General features: G+C 33.8%; 12 protein-coding genes. 11 read left to right on the top strand and 1 reads right to left on the bottom strand.

Going from position 1 to position 14666, the window contains the following annotated elements; translation table 11 throughout:
• Positions 1-132: 132 nt before the first annotated feature.
• The 11 genes from BTM29_RS11715 (at position 133) to BTM29_RS11665 (ending at position 13948) form a co-directional block, all read left to right on the top strand.
• A complete protein-coding gene (locus tag BTM29_RS11715; protein WP_076618124.1) occupies positions 133-1134 on the top strand; it encodes an NADP-dependent oxidoreductase in 1002 nt (333 codons plus the stop codon).
• A 187-nt stretch (positions 1135-1321) separates the two neighbouring features.
• Entirely contained in the window at positions 1322-3070 is a 1749-nt protein-coding gene (locus BTM29_RS11710; RefSeq protein WP_076618120.1) for a YfhO family protein, read from the top strand.
• A gap of 55 nt (positions 3071-3125) precedes the next feature.
• Entirely contained in the window at positions 3126-3500 is a 375-nt protein-coding gene (locus tag BTM29_RS11705; RefSeq protein WP_076618117.1) for an iron chaperone, read from the top strand.
• A 321-nt stretch (positions 3501-3821) separates the two neighbouring features.
• On the top strand, positions 3822-4652 hold the full coding sequence (locus BTM29_RS11700) for an alpha/beta hydrolase (RefSeq protein WP_157886454.1): 831 nt from the start codon (positions 3822-3824) through the stop codon (positions 4650-4652).
• A gap of 132 nt (positions 4653-4784) precedes the next feature.
• Positions 4785-5909, top strand: coding sequence for a hypothetical protein (locus tag BTM29_RS11695; protein WP_076618112.1), 1125 nt, complete (start codon positions 4785-4787; stop codon positions 5907-5909).
• Between the two features lie 11 nt (positions 5910-5920).
• On the top strand, positions 5921-7414 hold the full coding sequence (gene wsfD, locus BTM29_RS11690; RefSeq protein ID WP_192844192.1) for a glycan biosynthesis hexose transferase WsfD: 1494 nt from the start codon (positions 5921-5923) through the stop codon (positions 7412-7414).
• Positions 7401-8963: a hypothetical protein gene (locus tag BTM29_RS11685; RefSeq protein WP_076618108.1), complete on the top strand. Its 1563-nt coding sequence runs from the start codon at positions 7401-7403 to the stop codon at positions 8961-8963. Before wsfD ends, BTM29_RS11685 begins: the two co-directional genes overlap by 14 nt.
• A 5-nt stretch (positions 8964-8968) precedes the next feature.
• Complete coding sequence (locus tag BTM29_RS11680; protein WP_192844214.1) at positions 8969-10222, top strand: glycosyltransferase family 2 protein; 1254 nt, start codon at positions 8969-8971, stop codon at positions 10220-10222.
• A gap of 46 nt (positions 10223-10268) precedes the next feature.
• The gene (locus BTM29_RS11675) at positions 10269-12293 is read left to right on the top strand and encodes a cellulose biosynthesis cyclic di-GMP-binding regulatory protein BcsB (RefSeq protein WP_076618961.1); all 2025 of its coding nucleotides are present in this window, start codon (positions 10269-10271) and stop codon (positions 12291-12293) included.
• The gene (locus tag BTM29_RS11670; RefSeq protein WP_076618100.1) at positions 12283-13137 is read left to right on the top strand and encodes a GGDEF domain-containing protein; all 855 of its coding nucleotides are present in this window, start codon (positions 12283-12285) and stop codon (positions 13135-13137) included. The genes BTM29_RS11675 and BTM29_RS11670 overlap by 11 nt, the downstream gene beginning before the upstream one ends.
• Positions 13138-13168: 31 nt before the next feature.
• Positions 13169-13948, top strand: a complete 780-nt coding sequence (locus tag BTM29_RS11665) for a hypothetical protein (protein WP_076618095.1) — start codon at positions 13169-13171, stop codon at positions 13946-13948.
• A gap of 182 nt (positions 13949-14130) precedes the next feature.
• Here BTM29_RS11665 and BTM29_RS11660 read toward each other — a convergent pair whose 3' ends face one another.
• Positions 14131-14568, bottom strand: a complete 438-nt coding sequence (locus BTM29_RS11660; RefSeq protein ID WP_076618090.1) for a pyridoxamine 5'-phosphate oxidase — start codon at positions 14566-14568, stop codon at positions 14131-14133.
• Positions 14569-14666: the final 98 nt, after the last annotated feature.

Genomic DNA, 14666 nt, shown 5'->3' with positions numbered 1-14666 from the left:
TTGAATTCATTTGATCTCTTTTATTATATTAGGTAACTTTATTTGACTTTTGTAACTTTAAAAATTATACTATGCAAAGTTACTAATTTAGAATAAAGTTACTTGAAGATTCTCAAAGGAGAATACATAAATATGCAAGCAGCACAATTATTAAAATATGACAAAAAATTTCAACTGGTGATTAGGGATGTACCGACTCCTACACCAAATGAAAATGAAGTTCTAGTAAAGGTTAAGGCCGCCGCTGTAAATCCATTGGACATATTGGTTGGAACAGGTAGCGTCAAATTAATTCAAAATTACTCAATGCCATTAATTATGGGTAATGAACTTTCAGGTGTCATTACTTCAGTTGGTAAGAAGGTTGTCGATTTTAAAGTTGGCGATGAAATCTATTCACGATTGCCATTGGATAAAATTGGAGCTTTTGCAGAATATGTCGCAATAGATTATCACGCAATTGCGCTTAAACCGACTAATTTAAATTTTGTCCAAAGTGCTGCTGTTCCACTAACTGGATTAACAGCATATCAAGTATTGAATGAAGAACTAAAGGCACAACCAGGACAAAGTATCATGATACCGGGTGGATCGGGTTCTTTTGGTCAAATGGCAATCCCAATCGCTAAACAAATGGGATTAGAGATTATAGTCAGTGGAAATGCTCGTTCTAAAGACTCCCTTATTAAGATGGGAGTCAGTCAATATTTTGATTATCGTAAAGAAAATTATTGGGAAACTTCAAAGTCAGTTGATTATGTGATAGATACAGTAGGACAAAGTGAATTGAATCATGAATTAGGAATAATAAAGAAAAACGGAAAATTACTCTCTTTAAAAATGGGACCCAATAAATTATTTGCTAAAAATAGGAATTATTCATCATTAAAAACTTTGTTATTTTCAGTTGCAGGTAGTGGTATTGATAGGAAAGCTAATCGTGTCGGCGTTGAATATCACTTTATCTTTGTTAGAAGTGACGGAACTCAACTGAAAAAGATAACTCAAATTGTTGAAGATGAAAAAATTCAACCAGCAATTGATCCAACTAGTTTTAAATTGGCTGATGTTAACCAAGCTCTAAATTTAGTTAATAACGGACACCCTAAAGGTAAAGTAATAATTCGTTTTTAATAATCAAAAAATATTGGAAGTTTGAGACATATTGTATAACCTTTGTATCTGGAAATTAATATAATTCAGTCATACCAAGGGATACATACGTTTTTTAAAAAATTAACTAGTATCAAATTATTGGATTACCTGTGACTTAATAGTTAATATTTATTCAAAATGAATGAATATTAGGTGTTGAATAATTATGAAGAAGTTAGTTAAAGAAAAGTATCTTATCTTATTGTTGTTCTTATTTATTAGTATTGCACTGATTGGAATAATCGATTGGCACTATGGATATGTTTTTGCGACAGGGGATTTTCATTATCACCTTGATCGTATTGAAACTTTAGCAAGCTCTATCAAACATCTTAATTTCTGGCCCAAGGTCGATGGACACTTTATAGGTGGATATGGTTATGCTTCCAGTCTGTTCTATCCTGATTTATTCTTATATCCAGCCGCATTATTGCGAGTTATTGGTGCAACGCCGGTATTTTCTTATTTATTTACGTTAGTAATGATTAACTTTGTTACCTTGTGGATTGGTTTTATTGCTGGAAAAAGAATGAGTCTTTCACCCAATAAAGCCTTATTATTCACGTTGATTTACACTTTCAATGCTTATAGATTACAGACTTTATTCAGTCGTCAAGATCTCGGTGAATTAATGGGAGCGATGTTCTTTCCATTAGTCCTGTCTGAACTGATTAATCTTAAACGTGGTAATGTCAAACAGTGGTATGTTTTGGCGTTTGCGATGATTGGGATTTCTTGTTCACACACAATTTCGTTATTTATGATCATTGTATTTGCTTCGTTGTTTGTATTATTGAACATCAGAATTTTTTGGAACAAAAAACGTATCTTGGCAATTGTAAAAGCAGCAGGACTCACGATAGGTATTAGTGCGGCTGTTTATTTGCCTATATTGGAACAAATGCAAGGGCAAAAGTACGCTCTTACTACCGATCCATTGATCAAAGTAACCAATGAGATATTGCCGATGAAAAATTTGATATTGAATTCATTGACCAATCAAGTATTTCACGCAAATACAGTGAATCTTGGTGCAATTATCTTTTTGGGATTAGCAGTTTATGCTATTTATAATCTGATACATCGAAGGAATCTTGATTTGACCTTGATAGCGTTGGTATTTTTCATTGCATGTACTAATCTATTTCCATGGGGAATCTTTAGTCATTCAATTTTTGCTATGATTCAATTCCCATGGAGATTCTTCTCGGTTATTTCTTTAATCGTGGCTTATTTATTGGCAAATGATGATTTGAACTTATTCAGGAATCAATATGTTATTTATGGATTTGTCGCGTTACTATCTATCGTTACGGCAGGTCTCAGTCAACAAACATTGGCTGAATCGCCCGATAAATTAGAGAGTTATCAACAATTCAATAAAGTTGATAGTTTCTTTATTGGAGCGGGTCATGAATATTTACCTAGTGAAGTTAGTTATCCTGAGGTATTAGATCATAAAGACAGACTGATAAAATATAATAAATCCAATGTAAAAATAAGTAACTCAACTATTAATCGTCAATACATTGCCTTTAACTTTAATACGCATGGTAAAACCTCAAAAGTACAATTACCATTGATCTATTACAAGGGTTATCAATCAGAAGTTTATGGTAATACTGGTAGTTCAACGACGCCTAGAATATCTAGTAATGGATTGACTACCATTGAGCTAGTTGGTAGTGGTACTGTCAAAGTTCAATATGAGAATACCTTCATTCAAAAGTTCAGTTTGATGGTTTCTGCATCGGTATTACTGTTAACATTATTGATGCTTTTAAAGAAGAGACGCGATAATACTTCATTATCAGATAGTGTTCCGTTACTTATTGAACCAGTAAATAATGATTATGTATTTGTTTATAAAATTATCAATGGTTACACTGAACCGATGAAGAAAAATTTACCATAGTATGTGTGATGATAACTGATATACTAAAAGAAATTGTATTTATCGGAGAGAAGATATGGATGAATTTGAAGATTTCTTACTCAATATTGAGGATGAATCACATCGTAAACGTATGGCTGATATAATCAATTGGGTGAGTTTTACATTTCCCAATTTGAAAAAACGTTTTGCTTGGAAACAGCCTATGTTCACTGACCACGGAACATTTATTATTGGTTTTAGTGTGGCTAATAAACATATTTCAGTGGCACCTGAAGAAAAATGGATGAATTTGTTTGTTTCAAAAGCTGAAGGTTCTGGATACACGCATGGAACAAGGATGTTTCGAATAGGTTTTGATCAAGAAGTTGATTATGATCTGTTGAAAGAAATTATTGAGTTTAATATTGAAGATAAAAAAGATTGTGATACGTTTTGGCGTAAAAAATAAAAGAGCCAAGTCTTTAGGACTTTCGTCCTGAAAACTTGGCTTTTTCGATTCCAATCAATGGAAAGATTAGTGCTATAGCAATAAAGATAACTGGTAATTTATGTCTATTTTTTGGTATTTTCATGAAATCACCTACTAATCAAAGGATTTGTCACTATTATGATGACATATCACGGAATATTGCTCTACTATTTTGCTTCTATTAATTTTTTCAATTAAAAACAGACAGGACGTCTATTAATCTGGATTCGATTCTTTAGATAATTTATGCGAACAATATTAATATTTAAATATATAATGAATTACCAGAGGAGCAGTAATTTGAAAAAGTTAAAAGTGTTCATCGCTATAATTGCCTTTCTGGCGATTTTTAATGTCAGCAAACCTACTAATGTGCAGGCTGCTTCTAGTGACTATATTCCAACAATATATTTGCATGGCCATGGAGCAGGGGCACGTTCAACAGATGATATGATAAATTTTGCCCAGACACATTTTCATGCAACTCGAGCATTATTGGTAGTTGTTGATAGACAGGGAGTTCCACATTTTTTTGGTACTATGGATAAGTCTACTTACAGACCAATCGTACAAGTTGTTTTCAAAGATAATATGAATACTAACTTCAATGTTACAAGTGGTTGGTTACATGAGATCATGACGCAATTGAAGCAGAATTACGGTGTAACAAAGTTCAATGCAGTGGCACATTCAATGGGGAATATGACGTTGTTGTATTATATGTTGAATTATGGAAAAGATAAGAATCTTCCACAATTGAATAAACAAGTTGATATCGCCGGACATTATGATGGAATTGCTGGGATCAAAGATAAGCCTAATTCCAATTGGTTTATGAAAAGTGGCCGTCCAGCATATATCACGTATGATTATCAACATGCATTAAAATTGCGTAAGAATTATCCTTATAAACAAGTAAAAATACTTAATTTTTATGGCAATTTGTCAAATGGGACTAATACTGATGGACGCGTCTCGACTGTTTCAGCACGTTCAATTAAATATATTCTGCGTGGTCGTTACAAGAGTTATCGTCAGGTTAAAATCACAGGCTACATGGGAGAACACAGCATGTTACATGAGAACCCCAAAGTGGATCGAATTATGGGTGATTTTTTGTGGAATAAATAATATTAAAATAATTATAAAAAGCCTAGAACTGAGTGGTATTCTTAGTTCTGGGCTTTTATAATTAAAAGGATAATATTTACGATATGTAATACAATGGATGGTAGATGTCGAATAGGGGGAAGTAGTGTTTTTATGAAAAAGATATTGATTTTATTAATGATTTTACCAACGATTGTCTTGGCTGGATGTAGTAAAAAAAGTGACGTAAAAGTTAGTGAACCAGACATGAGTACAAGTAATTTTTTGAACAGCAGTAACTATGGTGACTATTCGACTCAAAATAAATTGTTGTATAAATTCGTTACTAATAAGATGTTGACTAAAGAAGGTATCTATACCAACTATAAAGAGACCAAGAACCAAAGTAATGTTGCTACTGGACACGAGATGTTATCTGAATCTTCTGGATTATGGCTTGAGTATCTGGTTTATACAAAACAATATAAGAAGTTTAGAGAATTTTATAAACAAACAAAAAATACCTTTGATCAAGGTGACCAATTTAGTTATCGTTATGATCCAAATACTAAGAAGAAGTCTAACGTTAATGCAACATTAGATGATTTAAGAATTATTCGTTCACTTCAAATGTACGCGCAAGCTACTAAGAGCAGTAAGTACAAAAAAGAGGCTGCTACTAGATTTGCTAAGCTCAAATCTGGTTCTATTCCAAATGGTAAATTGGTTGATTTTTATGATACCAAGGCTAAGAAGTCTAGTTCTACCGGTTCATTGGCCTACTATGACTTTAAAACTTTGAAGTATTTTGAATCTACTTCGTCTAAAGAGAAAAAGTATTATAAGAAACAATTAAAGGTTGTTCAAAATGGTTATTTGGGGGATGCCTTCCCGCTATATTCTTCCAGTTATGATTGGGGACAAGGTAGTTATAGTAGTAAGGATTTGAATACTTCAGAGGCTTTAGAGACGGTTTTGCACCTATCTGAAGTTGGAAAAGTTAAAAAGGTTACATTGAATTGGCTAGAAAGACAAGTTAAACAACGCAAACTTTACAATACATACACTATCAATGGAAGTGTTGTTGATAAGGATCAATCAACTGGTAGTTATGCACTGGCTGCCATGATTTTTGCCAATGCTAAAAATGAGAAAATGTATAAGTATACTATGAAAATAATGTGGAGTTCCCAAGTTACTGATGATAGTTCACCTATTTATGGAGCCTTAGGTGTTAAGCATTTGAAACAGGCATATTCATTCAATAACTTGTATGGTTTGATAGCTTCAAAATATTGAGGTAGATTAACTTGAAAATAATTACAAAAAAATTGTTGGTAAAATTCAGTGATTATATTTCACCAGCATTACTAGCAACAATATTGGCGGCAATTATAAGTGGTGTTTTATTGTTTGTCTCACCAATACATGGATATGCTGACAATGGTGACTTTTATCGTGCAATGTTAACCAACAGCATTTATAGATTGCCTTATGATCATACGTCCACAATTGATTATGTTGTGACAAAATTTGGAATCTATCAATATTTTAATGAAAATGGGATGATAGCTTTTTCATCACAGACTATTTTTATTCAGATAGCATTGTTTTTTAATAAAATATTTTATAGTACCAAATTCTTTGATATAAGATTTTTGGGTGCGGTTTATTATGTTTTTTATTTAGGCGCAATTTATTTGTTGACTAAGTCATTTGTTTATCCATATAAGCGAGTTAGAAGCTATATGGTAGCACTTCTAGTAGTATTAGTTTTTGCTGATTCATCGTTTACACTGTATTTCAATTCATTTTTTGCTGAACCAGTTATGTATATTTTTATGCTGTATGGTTTTGCGGCAATAATGTTACTGGCAAAGGGAAGTTATAAGAGAAATTGGCCTATGATCACTTTGTTTTTTGTCAGTATAATATTGCTGATTACTGATAAATCACAGAATGCGCCACTGGCATTAAGTTTTTCAGCTGTTTCGATCGGTATGATGTTTTTGCCACATTTTAGGGCGAGAAGATTTGCCATTATGCTGGGTATGTTTGTTTTGATGGGTACAGGTGTATTCACATATACCGCTATCAAAAAAGAGTTTAATGATGTTAATCAATATCAGTCATTCACACATGGTGTTTTGATGGATACTGGTGATCCTAGTAAGAAAATCGAAAAACAGGGGATGGATGAGCAGTTTGCGTTGTTGCGAGAGGAAGATTATTATCCCAAAACTTACACGGTTATAAAAGTAGATAATGGCGTCATTCAAAAGAAATTATTGCCTAATAATGGTATTGGTTGGACATTGAAATATTATGCTCATAATCCTAAGCAATTCGGAGTACTGATGGATCTAGCTTCACAAGATATTATGATCACACAGGTAAAGGCAGTTGGTGATTATATTCCCAGCAGTCACAAGCCTAGTAAACAGCTTCGATATTTTACAACCTATAGTCAATTTATGGGAGCATTTTTCCCAGGAAAGTTTGCGTTTATTATCATGTTGTTGATCGGTTTGATCAGCTGTTATAGTGTTGGATTATATATGGACTTAAGAGAGAAAAGACCGCATGGAGTAGTGAGATTCTTTCTAGTCTTTGGGCTATGTACGATCGTATTCTTCGTACCCATTATTGCTATTGTTGGTGATGGTGATGCCGATTTGGCTAAGCATATATTCATGACTCCACTTAGTCTTGATTTGATGTTTGTCTTGTTTATTTCGGATGTTTTACATCATCGATTATGGGATACGTCCCCAAGAGAGGAGTTCTTGGATGAGGCTAAATAAACTAAGTAAGTTAGTGAGTCTTCTTTGTCTGCCGTTGCTATTTTATGTGTTCAGCACGCAATTAGTTAAAGCTGAAGCCGCGACTTCAAACAAGGTGATGCTGGTCTATGATTCAAAAAACACGACTGATCAATACGATGTAAAAGTTGATGCATTACAACGCAGTTTAACCAGTATGAATCTACAGGTTAAAACATTGTCTCAAAATGATTATAAATCTGGCATGTTAACGAAGAAGTATGTTGGTGTAATCACTATGATCAATTGGAAACAAGTTGGTTTAACTAATAAGACATTTATCAAAGATAGATCCAAATTTTCGGGAATCAAACTTCATATTGGAGATGAGCTGACTAGTGAGGAGAAAACACAGCTTGGAGCTAAGTCGACTCGGCTGTATCAACAACAATTGATTTTAAAAAATAAGAACACTAGCCAGGTGTTACCGTTTAGTGAAACGATAGATGTTTTACAAGATTTGCCTAGTGGATCACAACAGATCGGTACTTTGAGTACCCAACAAGAAAATGCCAAGATCTATGGGTATGGAGTAATTAATGGCAATTATGGATTTTTGCCGTATTTTGATTCTAAGGGATTGAGTCTGATTACGGCGACAGAAATGATTGCCAAGTTATTTAATCGTGCTGGAAGTTATCAACCATTATTGACAATTACCGATGTAACACCGGTTAGTGATTTAAAGATTCTTGATCAATTAAGTAAGTTTTGTTATGAGAATAGTATTCCGTTTGCAATTAGTACTACAACGGTATCCAAAAATACAGAAATGAAAGCTTTTAGTAAATTTACGGCAGTGTTAAGAAATATCGAGAACCGTGGAGGAGTCATTTTTATAAGGTCTCCAGAAATTGGTGGTCCCGGTGTTGATAGTGGGAATGATTTGCGCCAGCGGCTAACGAGTTATGTGGTAAGTTTGGCTAAAGGACAAGTTTATCCGATTGGAATCAGTTCTGAAGGATTTTGGAATCAGGATAAAGTTCTACGTCAGAACTTTTTGATTAAGGCGGATCATTGGATATTGCTTCCTAATAAGCAAGTCGTCTACGTTAGTGAAGATGATGATGCAAAGGCGGCTAAGCAGAGTTTTTTTGCAATATCAGCTTCATCACTTAATAGTGTTAAAAAAACTGAAGAGACTAGATTTTCAACTCCTAGCGCTGTAACTATCCCAATGCCCAATTCAAGTAAGGGATTAGTTGATTTTGAGAAACAAGTTAATAAGTTGAAATTCTCGTGGTTCGATCCGATGTCAACGAGTATGTCGACCTCAATTACGACTGGAACTTCTACGGTATCGTTTAAAGACAGTAATTATTTTGTTAACGGTAAGCAAGAAGAGATTGGTACGGCCGATTCGTCGAAGATATTCAATGAGACCATTAAAACTAAGCCAGTATTGAGTAATTATTTCAATATTCAGGGTAATGTTTTAACAATTTTATTTATAATAGTTGCAATTATATTAATAGTCTTCATATTAATAGGTAGAAGGATTTATTGGAATAGATTTAATAAGAGGAAGTGATAGAGATTTCAATTCTAGATATATTTTTGTTTATAGCAGTTATAGCGATTTGGGGAACGTTAGTGGTCAATTTGATATTAACTATCGCTGGATATACTTGGTATTTAAGAAACGTTAATAAACCAGCCCCTAAATTACCCAAGAAAGCTCCATTCGTTTCAATTCTTGTTCCTGCGCATAACGAAGGTGTGGTAATTGTTAAGACGGTTTTGTCGTTGTTATCTTTTGATTATCCTCAAGATAGATATGAAATCATTATTATTAATGACAATTCGGATGATAATTCAGCACAATTATTGGCCAATCTACAGGATAAGTTTCCACATGAAAGATTAAAAGTTATCAATACTGATAAGACTAATGGTGGTAAAGGCAAGTCCAATGCTTTAAACATCGGACTGAAACAAGCTAAAGGTAGTATTATTTCTATTTATGATGCTGACAACACTCCAGAACATCAGGCTTTAAGAGTTCTAGTAGCTGAGTTATTACAAGATGACAAGGCTGCAGCGGTTATTGGTAAATTTAGAACCCGTAATAAGATGGCCACTTTGTTAACAAGATTCATCAATATTGAGACTTTATCGTTTCAATGGATGGCACAAGCTGGTCGTCAACAATTGTTCAATCTGTGTACTATTCCGGGAACTAACTATGTAATTCGTAGAAGTGTTATTGAAAAAGTTGGTGGCTGGGATGTTAAAGCATTAGCTGAGGATACAGAAATAAGTTTTAGAGTATATGAGATGGGCTATCGTATTAGGTTTCAGCCTAAGGCTGTTACTTGGGAACAAGAGCCACAAACATTGGACGTTTGGTTTCATCAACGTACTCGTTGGGTAAAGGGAAATATTTATGTTGTTGTTAAGAACGCACATTTGTTGTTCAAAAAAGAAGGTCGTCGAATCAGATTTGATTTGCTATACTTCTTATCAATATACTTTTTATTGATGACTTCATTAATATTGTCAGACTCAGTATTTATATTGTCAGTAGCTGGGTTAGCACATTCAGATTTGCAAGGATTCAGTAATTCACTATGGTTATTTGCAGTTTTAATGTTTGTTATAAGTACGTTTGTAACGATAACAACTGAGCGTGGGGAATTGACCTTTAGTAATTTATTATTAATTGTATTTATGTACTTGGTATATAGTCAAATGTGGCTTGCAGTGGCAGCCTACGGAATGGTGGGGTATATTCGTGAACAAGTATTTCATAAACAAGCAAAATGGTATAAAACAAAACGTTATCAATAAGTTGTTATTTGTAACATGTTTTGTTGTAGCAGTGTTATTTGGCAATATGGTTACGACTACGAATGTATCTGCTGCGGACATGCAAACTTATACACAACAATTTCAAAATAGTACTACGACGTTATCTGGACGTTCAGTAGAATCAAATATGTATCTGACAAAGATGGATTATTGGGATGTTAAAAAAGTTACCTTTAATTTCAACTTTCAAGTTTCTCAATTAGCAACTCGTGATATGTCTGATATAACGGTTTCACTGAATGGTGTGAAATTCTATTCGTTTAGACCATCCAAAAAAACAGGTACGCAATCTAAGACGATTACTGTGCCTGTTAAGTTGTTGGGCGGTAGTAACAAACTTCAAATTGAAGGGCAAATTCTGAGTTCTGATAATAATGATAATTATCAGTTGGCCCAGACACCAGCCAATTGGTTGACGATTGAAAAGGGCTCAAATGTTAATTTTGAGTACGACTTAAAAGATGCCGATGATACTATCGACTCCTTTTATGATCACTTTTCAGGGCAGGACACGATCTCTTATGCTAGATCAAGAATCGCTACAGCCAATGATCCAACTCCTTACGAACTTACAGCAAGTATGATCGCATTGGCCGGTGAATCTCGTGTTATTACTACTGTAAATGACCAGATTCCGGTTGTAAAAATGGATAAGATAAACTCTTCAGATGGTGATTATGTAATGGTTATTGCCAAATACAATCACTTAGCCTCAGAATTCAAAAAGCAAATTTCATCTGAAGAAATCAATGGTCGTGGTGTGATCAAGACCTATTATAACGGTGGTAAACGGTATCTGATCGTAACCGCAAATACTGGGTCGTTATTAAAAAAGGCGGCTAGATTCGTTGCTAATGCTGAGTTGATGAAAGAATCTACACAGAGTACAGAATATATCACTGATTCAACAGCAACGTTTACATCTTCATTGCATGACAATGGTGTCAAAACTTTGACTTCATCAATTGATACTATTACTGGTGCTGGGCATCGTGAAAGTGACTATTTGGTTAGTTTGCCAAATGATCGTACCAACGCCGATGGTTCCGAAGTTTATTTGAAATTCCGTTATAGCAAAAACCTTAACTTCCATCGATCGCTAGTTACAATTAAGATCAATGGCACAACACTGGGAAGTAAGAAGTTAAGTTCAGTTCGTGCTGATAATGATACTTTGACTGTCAAAGTTCCAAGAGGATTGGACCTTGGCAATAGTTTTACTGTTAGTGTTGGTTTTGATCTAGAAATGGAAGATCAAAATAGTTCTGACAACAGTCAAACACCTTGGGCCGAAGTAGATACGCAATCAAAGATGTATGTTAAGTCTAAGCGTAGTAATGACTTATTATTCAGTAACTACCCAACATTATTTATAAATAATCAGACATACGATAATATTGCTGTAGTTGCTCCCAATAAATTAAGTGACGATGATTTCAAAACTTTGACCAATGTATTCAATCTAATTGGTAATTTTTCAAAGAGTAATACTGGTAATATTCAATTTTATTCTAAAATGCCAAGTAAAAATGTGCTGAAGAATAAGAACGTTATCGTTATTGGTACGCCTAAGAATAATGCTATGATCAAGTCATTGAATTCAAAATTATACTTTAAATATTCTAAGAATTTTAGTAGAATAATTTCAAATGAAAAGTTAAGTATCGAACATAATTATGGTAAGACTATAGGTACAGCACAACTGTTACGTTCTCCTTATAATGACAAAAGAGGAATGTTGGTTGTTACTGGTGCTAACGATAATGCTGTATATTTGGCTTCAACACAAATCAACTTTCAAGCTAATATACAACAATATTCTGGGGATGGTATTGTAGTTGATACGAATAATACACATTATGGATATCGCTTTAAGAAGAATAAAGCAATTGATAAGTCATTGACTACTAAGCAACTGATTAGTAATAATACGCAATTGATAATTTATTTAGTCTTAGCTTTAGTAGCTATTATCATAATCGGTGCGGCTGTATTCTTAGTAATGAGAAAACAAGGATTGATGAGCGGAGGTCACAAGCATGGGAAATAAAGATCAACGGACTTCTTTGTTAGCCGATGTTGGCTTATTAATGTTTCTGGTTTTGTTCAGTGCCACAGCCATTTTAATGTCACTATCGGGTCAGGTATTGTTAAATGTTATTTATTTGTTTGGAACAGTAGCTTTGTTGATGCTGACGTATTTCTTCGGTATCATGCCGAGTTTAATTGCCAATATATTATTTATTGCCATGCAGGCAACAATAATGGTATATCAATACGTCGCCAAGGGAAGTACGATTCATTGGCAGTTAGCATTTTGGATGGTGATTCCAATTCTTCTTTGTTTGACGCTTTATTGTATGACATATAATCAATTGAAATTGCAAGATGCCAACGCTGAATTACGTACGGCGATGGTCGAACAAGGTGCCTTTGATGAGCAAACGCATCTTCGTACTACAGTTGCTTATATGGAAGATACAGCAGTCTATGCTGAAACAAACAAACGATTTCAGTTACCAGTTACTACGGCTGTTATAAAAATTGGATATTATAATGATATTCGTCGTATGATGAGTGAACACCAAGTGCAATCATTATTGCAGATGACAACAGATGCCATTAAGGACAAGACAAGAATCAACGATATTATTTATTTGGTTAATAATGATGATCCTACATGGGCCATTTTATTGTTCTCAAATGCTGATGGTACAACAATTGCAACTAATCGTGTAAAAGAAGGATTCGATGAGCGTCTTAAGAATAATCCAGACTTATCAACAATGGCTATTTCACTTGTTGTTGGTATTGCCTCATGGGATGGAGAAAAGATGAAGACACCTTATGATCTATTAAATGCTGCTGTAAGAGAGACACAGTATGATGTTTAATTTAAAATCTACATTGTGAAGGAGAGTTCTTTTGAGTGATTATCTGAAATGGATCTTAGAAATAATCGTGGCCTTCACATTGGTGCCATATTTGACAGCCAGATTAGTATCATGGTTTGGTCATGTGGCAAAGAGTGTTTTGGTTAATAATTTGGGAAATAATAGCCAGTTGGTCGTTGGTGGTCTTGGTGTGATTATTCATGAATTAGGACATGCCATTTTTGCTTTTATATTTGGTCATAATGTGAAAAAGGTCCAGTTATTGAATTTTAATTATCGCAACTCGGGCTCTCTTGGATCAGTCGAGCATACATGGAATGAAAAGAATATTTATCAACGATTAGGTAATTTTTTCATTGGATTGGCTCCTTATTATATGTGTTCGATAGTGTTATATTTGTTACAAAAAATAATGCTGAATGCACGTTTAAGCTTTAGTGGTTTAGGTTCAAATACAGATATTACACTCAGTGGTATTACAGAATTGGTCTTGAATAATCTTAAGACGTCATATACAAACGGAACTTGGTCGATGATCTTATTGTATTTAGTACTAACAATCATGATTGCTAGTACTGGATATGATTTGAGTGATGCTGATTTTCAAACAGTAAATAAAGGAATACTACCTTGGGTAGTTGTTCAATTTGTAATTGGTAATGTGTTTATTTTATTGGGTAAGATGGATACTTTAAATAATTACTTACTTGAATTCACGTCATTTTCAATTTTGTTTATGGTTCATGCCGCATTAAGTATGTTGCTGGCGATTGTTGTGATTAAGATTATAGGAATGTTTAATATATTTTAGAGAGTGTGACAAAACACGTTCAGTTTTCGTTTATAAGCCTAAAAGGCCAGTATTTACGCATGTAAATACTGGCCTTTTAGGCTTATATCGAGAAAATTGTGTTTTGGCACACGTTTTCGTAAGAAAACAAGTTATATCAAGACACCTCTTGAATTATATTGAATTGTGTTTTGGCACATGTTTTAATTTTTAAATTTCAAAATAACTTTTTCTTTATCTAAACCAGCGTCAACATAGACATCTCGCAGTTTCAATTCAAATACTTGTAGTTTAGGACCAATTAATTCCCACACCTTTTGATAATTGGGAACTGTTTCCAAATAACGTGGTAACAGGTCTTTCATTACTTTGTCTGAATGCTGTAAAGTGACATTTTGTGTTCTAATGTAGGGATTACCAATTGTATCACTGTTAGGAATAGTAATAATGGCAACACTTGGGCTTTTGTCGTAGTCAGCAACACCATTGGTACCACGAACAGATGAGAAATATAATGTGTCTGGAGTGTTATCAAACCAAACAAAGTTAACGATTTTAACATTCGCCTGGTTATCGATCGACGTACTTAGTGCAATTTTATTGGTAGTTGTAAGTACTTGTTTTAATAGTGAAATGTCCATTAGTTGATTCTCCTTAGTATATTTAGTATGTGTTCCAATTATAACTTATTTTTAGTTTTTTCTAAACGTACGTTCGTATATTTTGACAATCAATTAAC

Origin of the sequence: Companilactobacillus allii (assembly GCF_001971585.1) — a bacterium.
GTDB classification, from domain to species: Bacteria; Bacillota; Bacilli; order Lactobacillales; family Lactobacillaceae; genus Companilactobacillus; species Companilactobacillus allii.
Note: the sequence above shows the minus strand (reverse complement) of the source record. Positions and strands in the feature narration are given on the sequence as shown.

Coding starts and splice junctions, on each gene's coding strand:
- BTM29_RS11715 (WP_076618124.1), top strand. CDS start 133: ATGCAAGCAGCACAATTATTAAAATATGACAAAAAATTTCAACTGGTG.
- BTM29_RS11710 (WP_076618120.1), top strand. CDS start 1,322: ATGAAGAAGTTAGTTAAAGAAAAGTATCTTATCTTATTGTTGTTCTTA.
- BTM29_RS11705 (WP_076618117.1), top strand. CDS start 3,126: ATGGATGAATTTGAAGATTTCTTACTCAATATTGAGGATGAATCACAT.
- BTM29_RS11695 (WP_076618112.1), top strand. CDS start 4,785: ATGAAAAAGATATTGATTTTATTAATGATTTTACCAACGATTGTCTTG.
- BTM29_RS11685 (WP_076618108.1), top strand. CDS start 7,401: ATGAGGCTAAATAAACTAAGTAAGTTAGTGAGTCTTCTTTGTCTGCCG.
- BTM29_RS11675 (WP_076618961.1), top strand. CDS start 10,269: ATGGTTACGACTACGAATGTATCTGCTGCGGACATGCAAACTTATACA.
- BTM29_RS11670 (WP_076618100.1), top strand. CDS start 12,283: ATGGGAAATAAAGATCAACGGACTTCTTTGTTAGCCGATGTTGGCTTA.
- BTM29_RS11660 (WP_076618090.1), bottom strand. CDS start 14,568: ATGGACATTTCACTATTAAAACAAGTACTTACAACTACCAATAAAATT.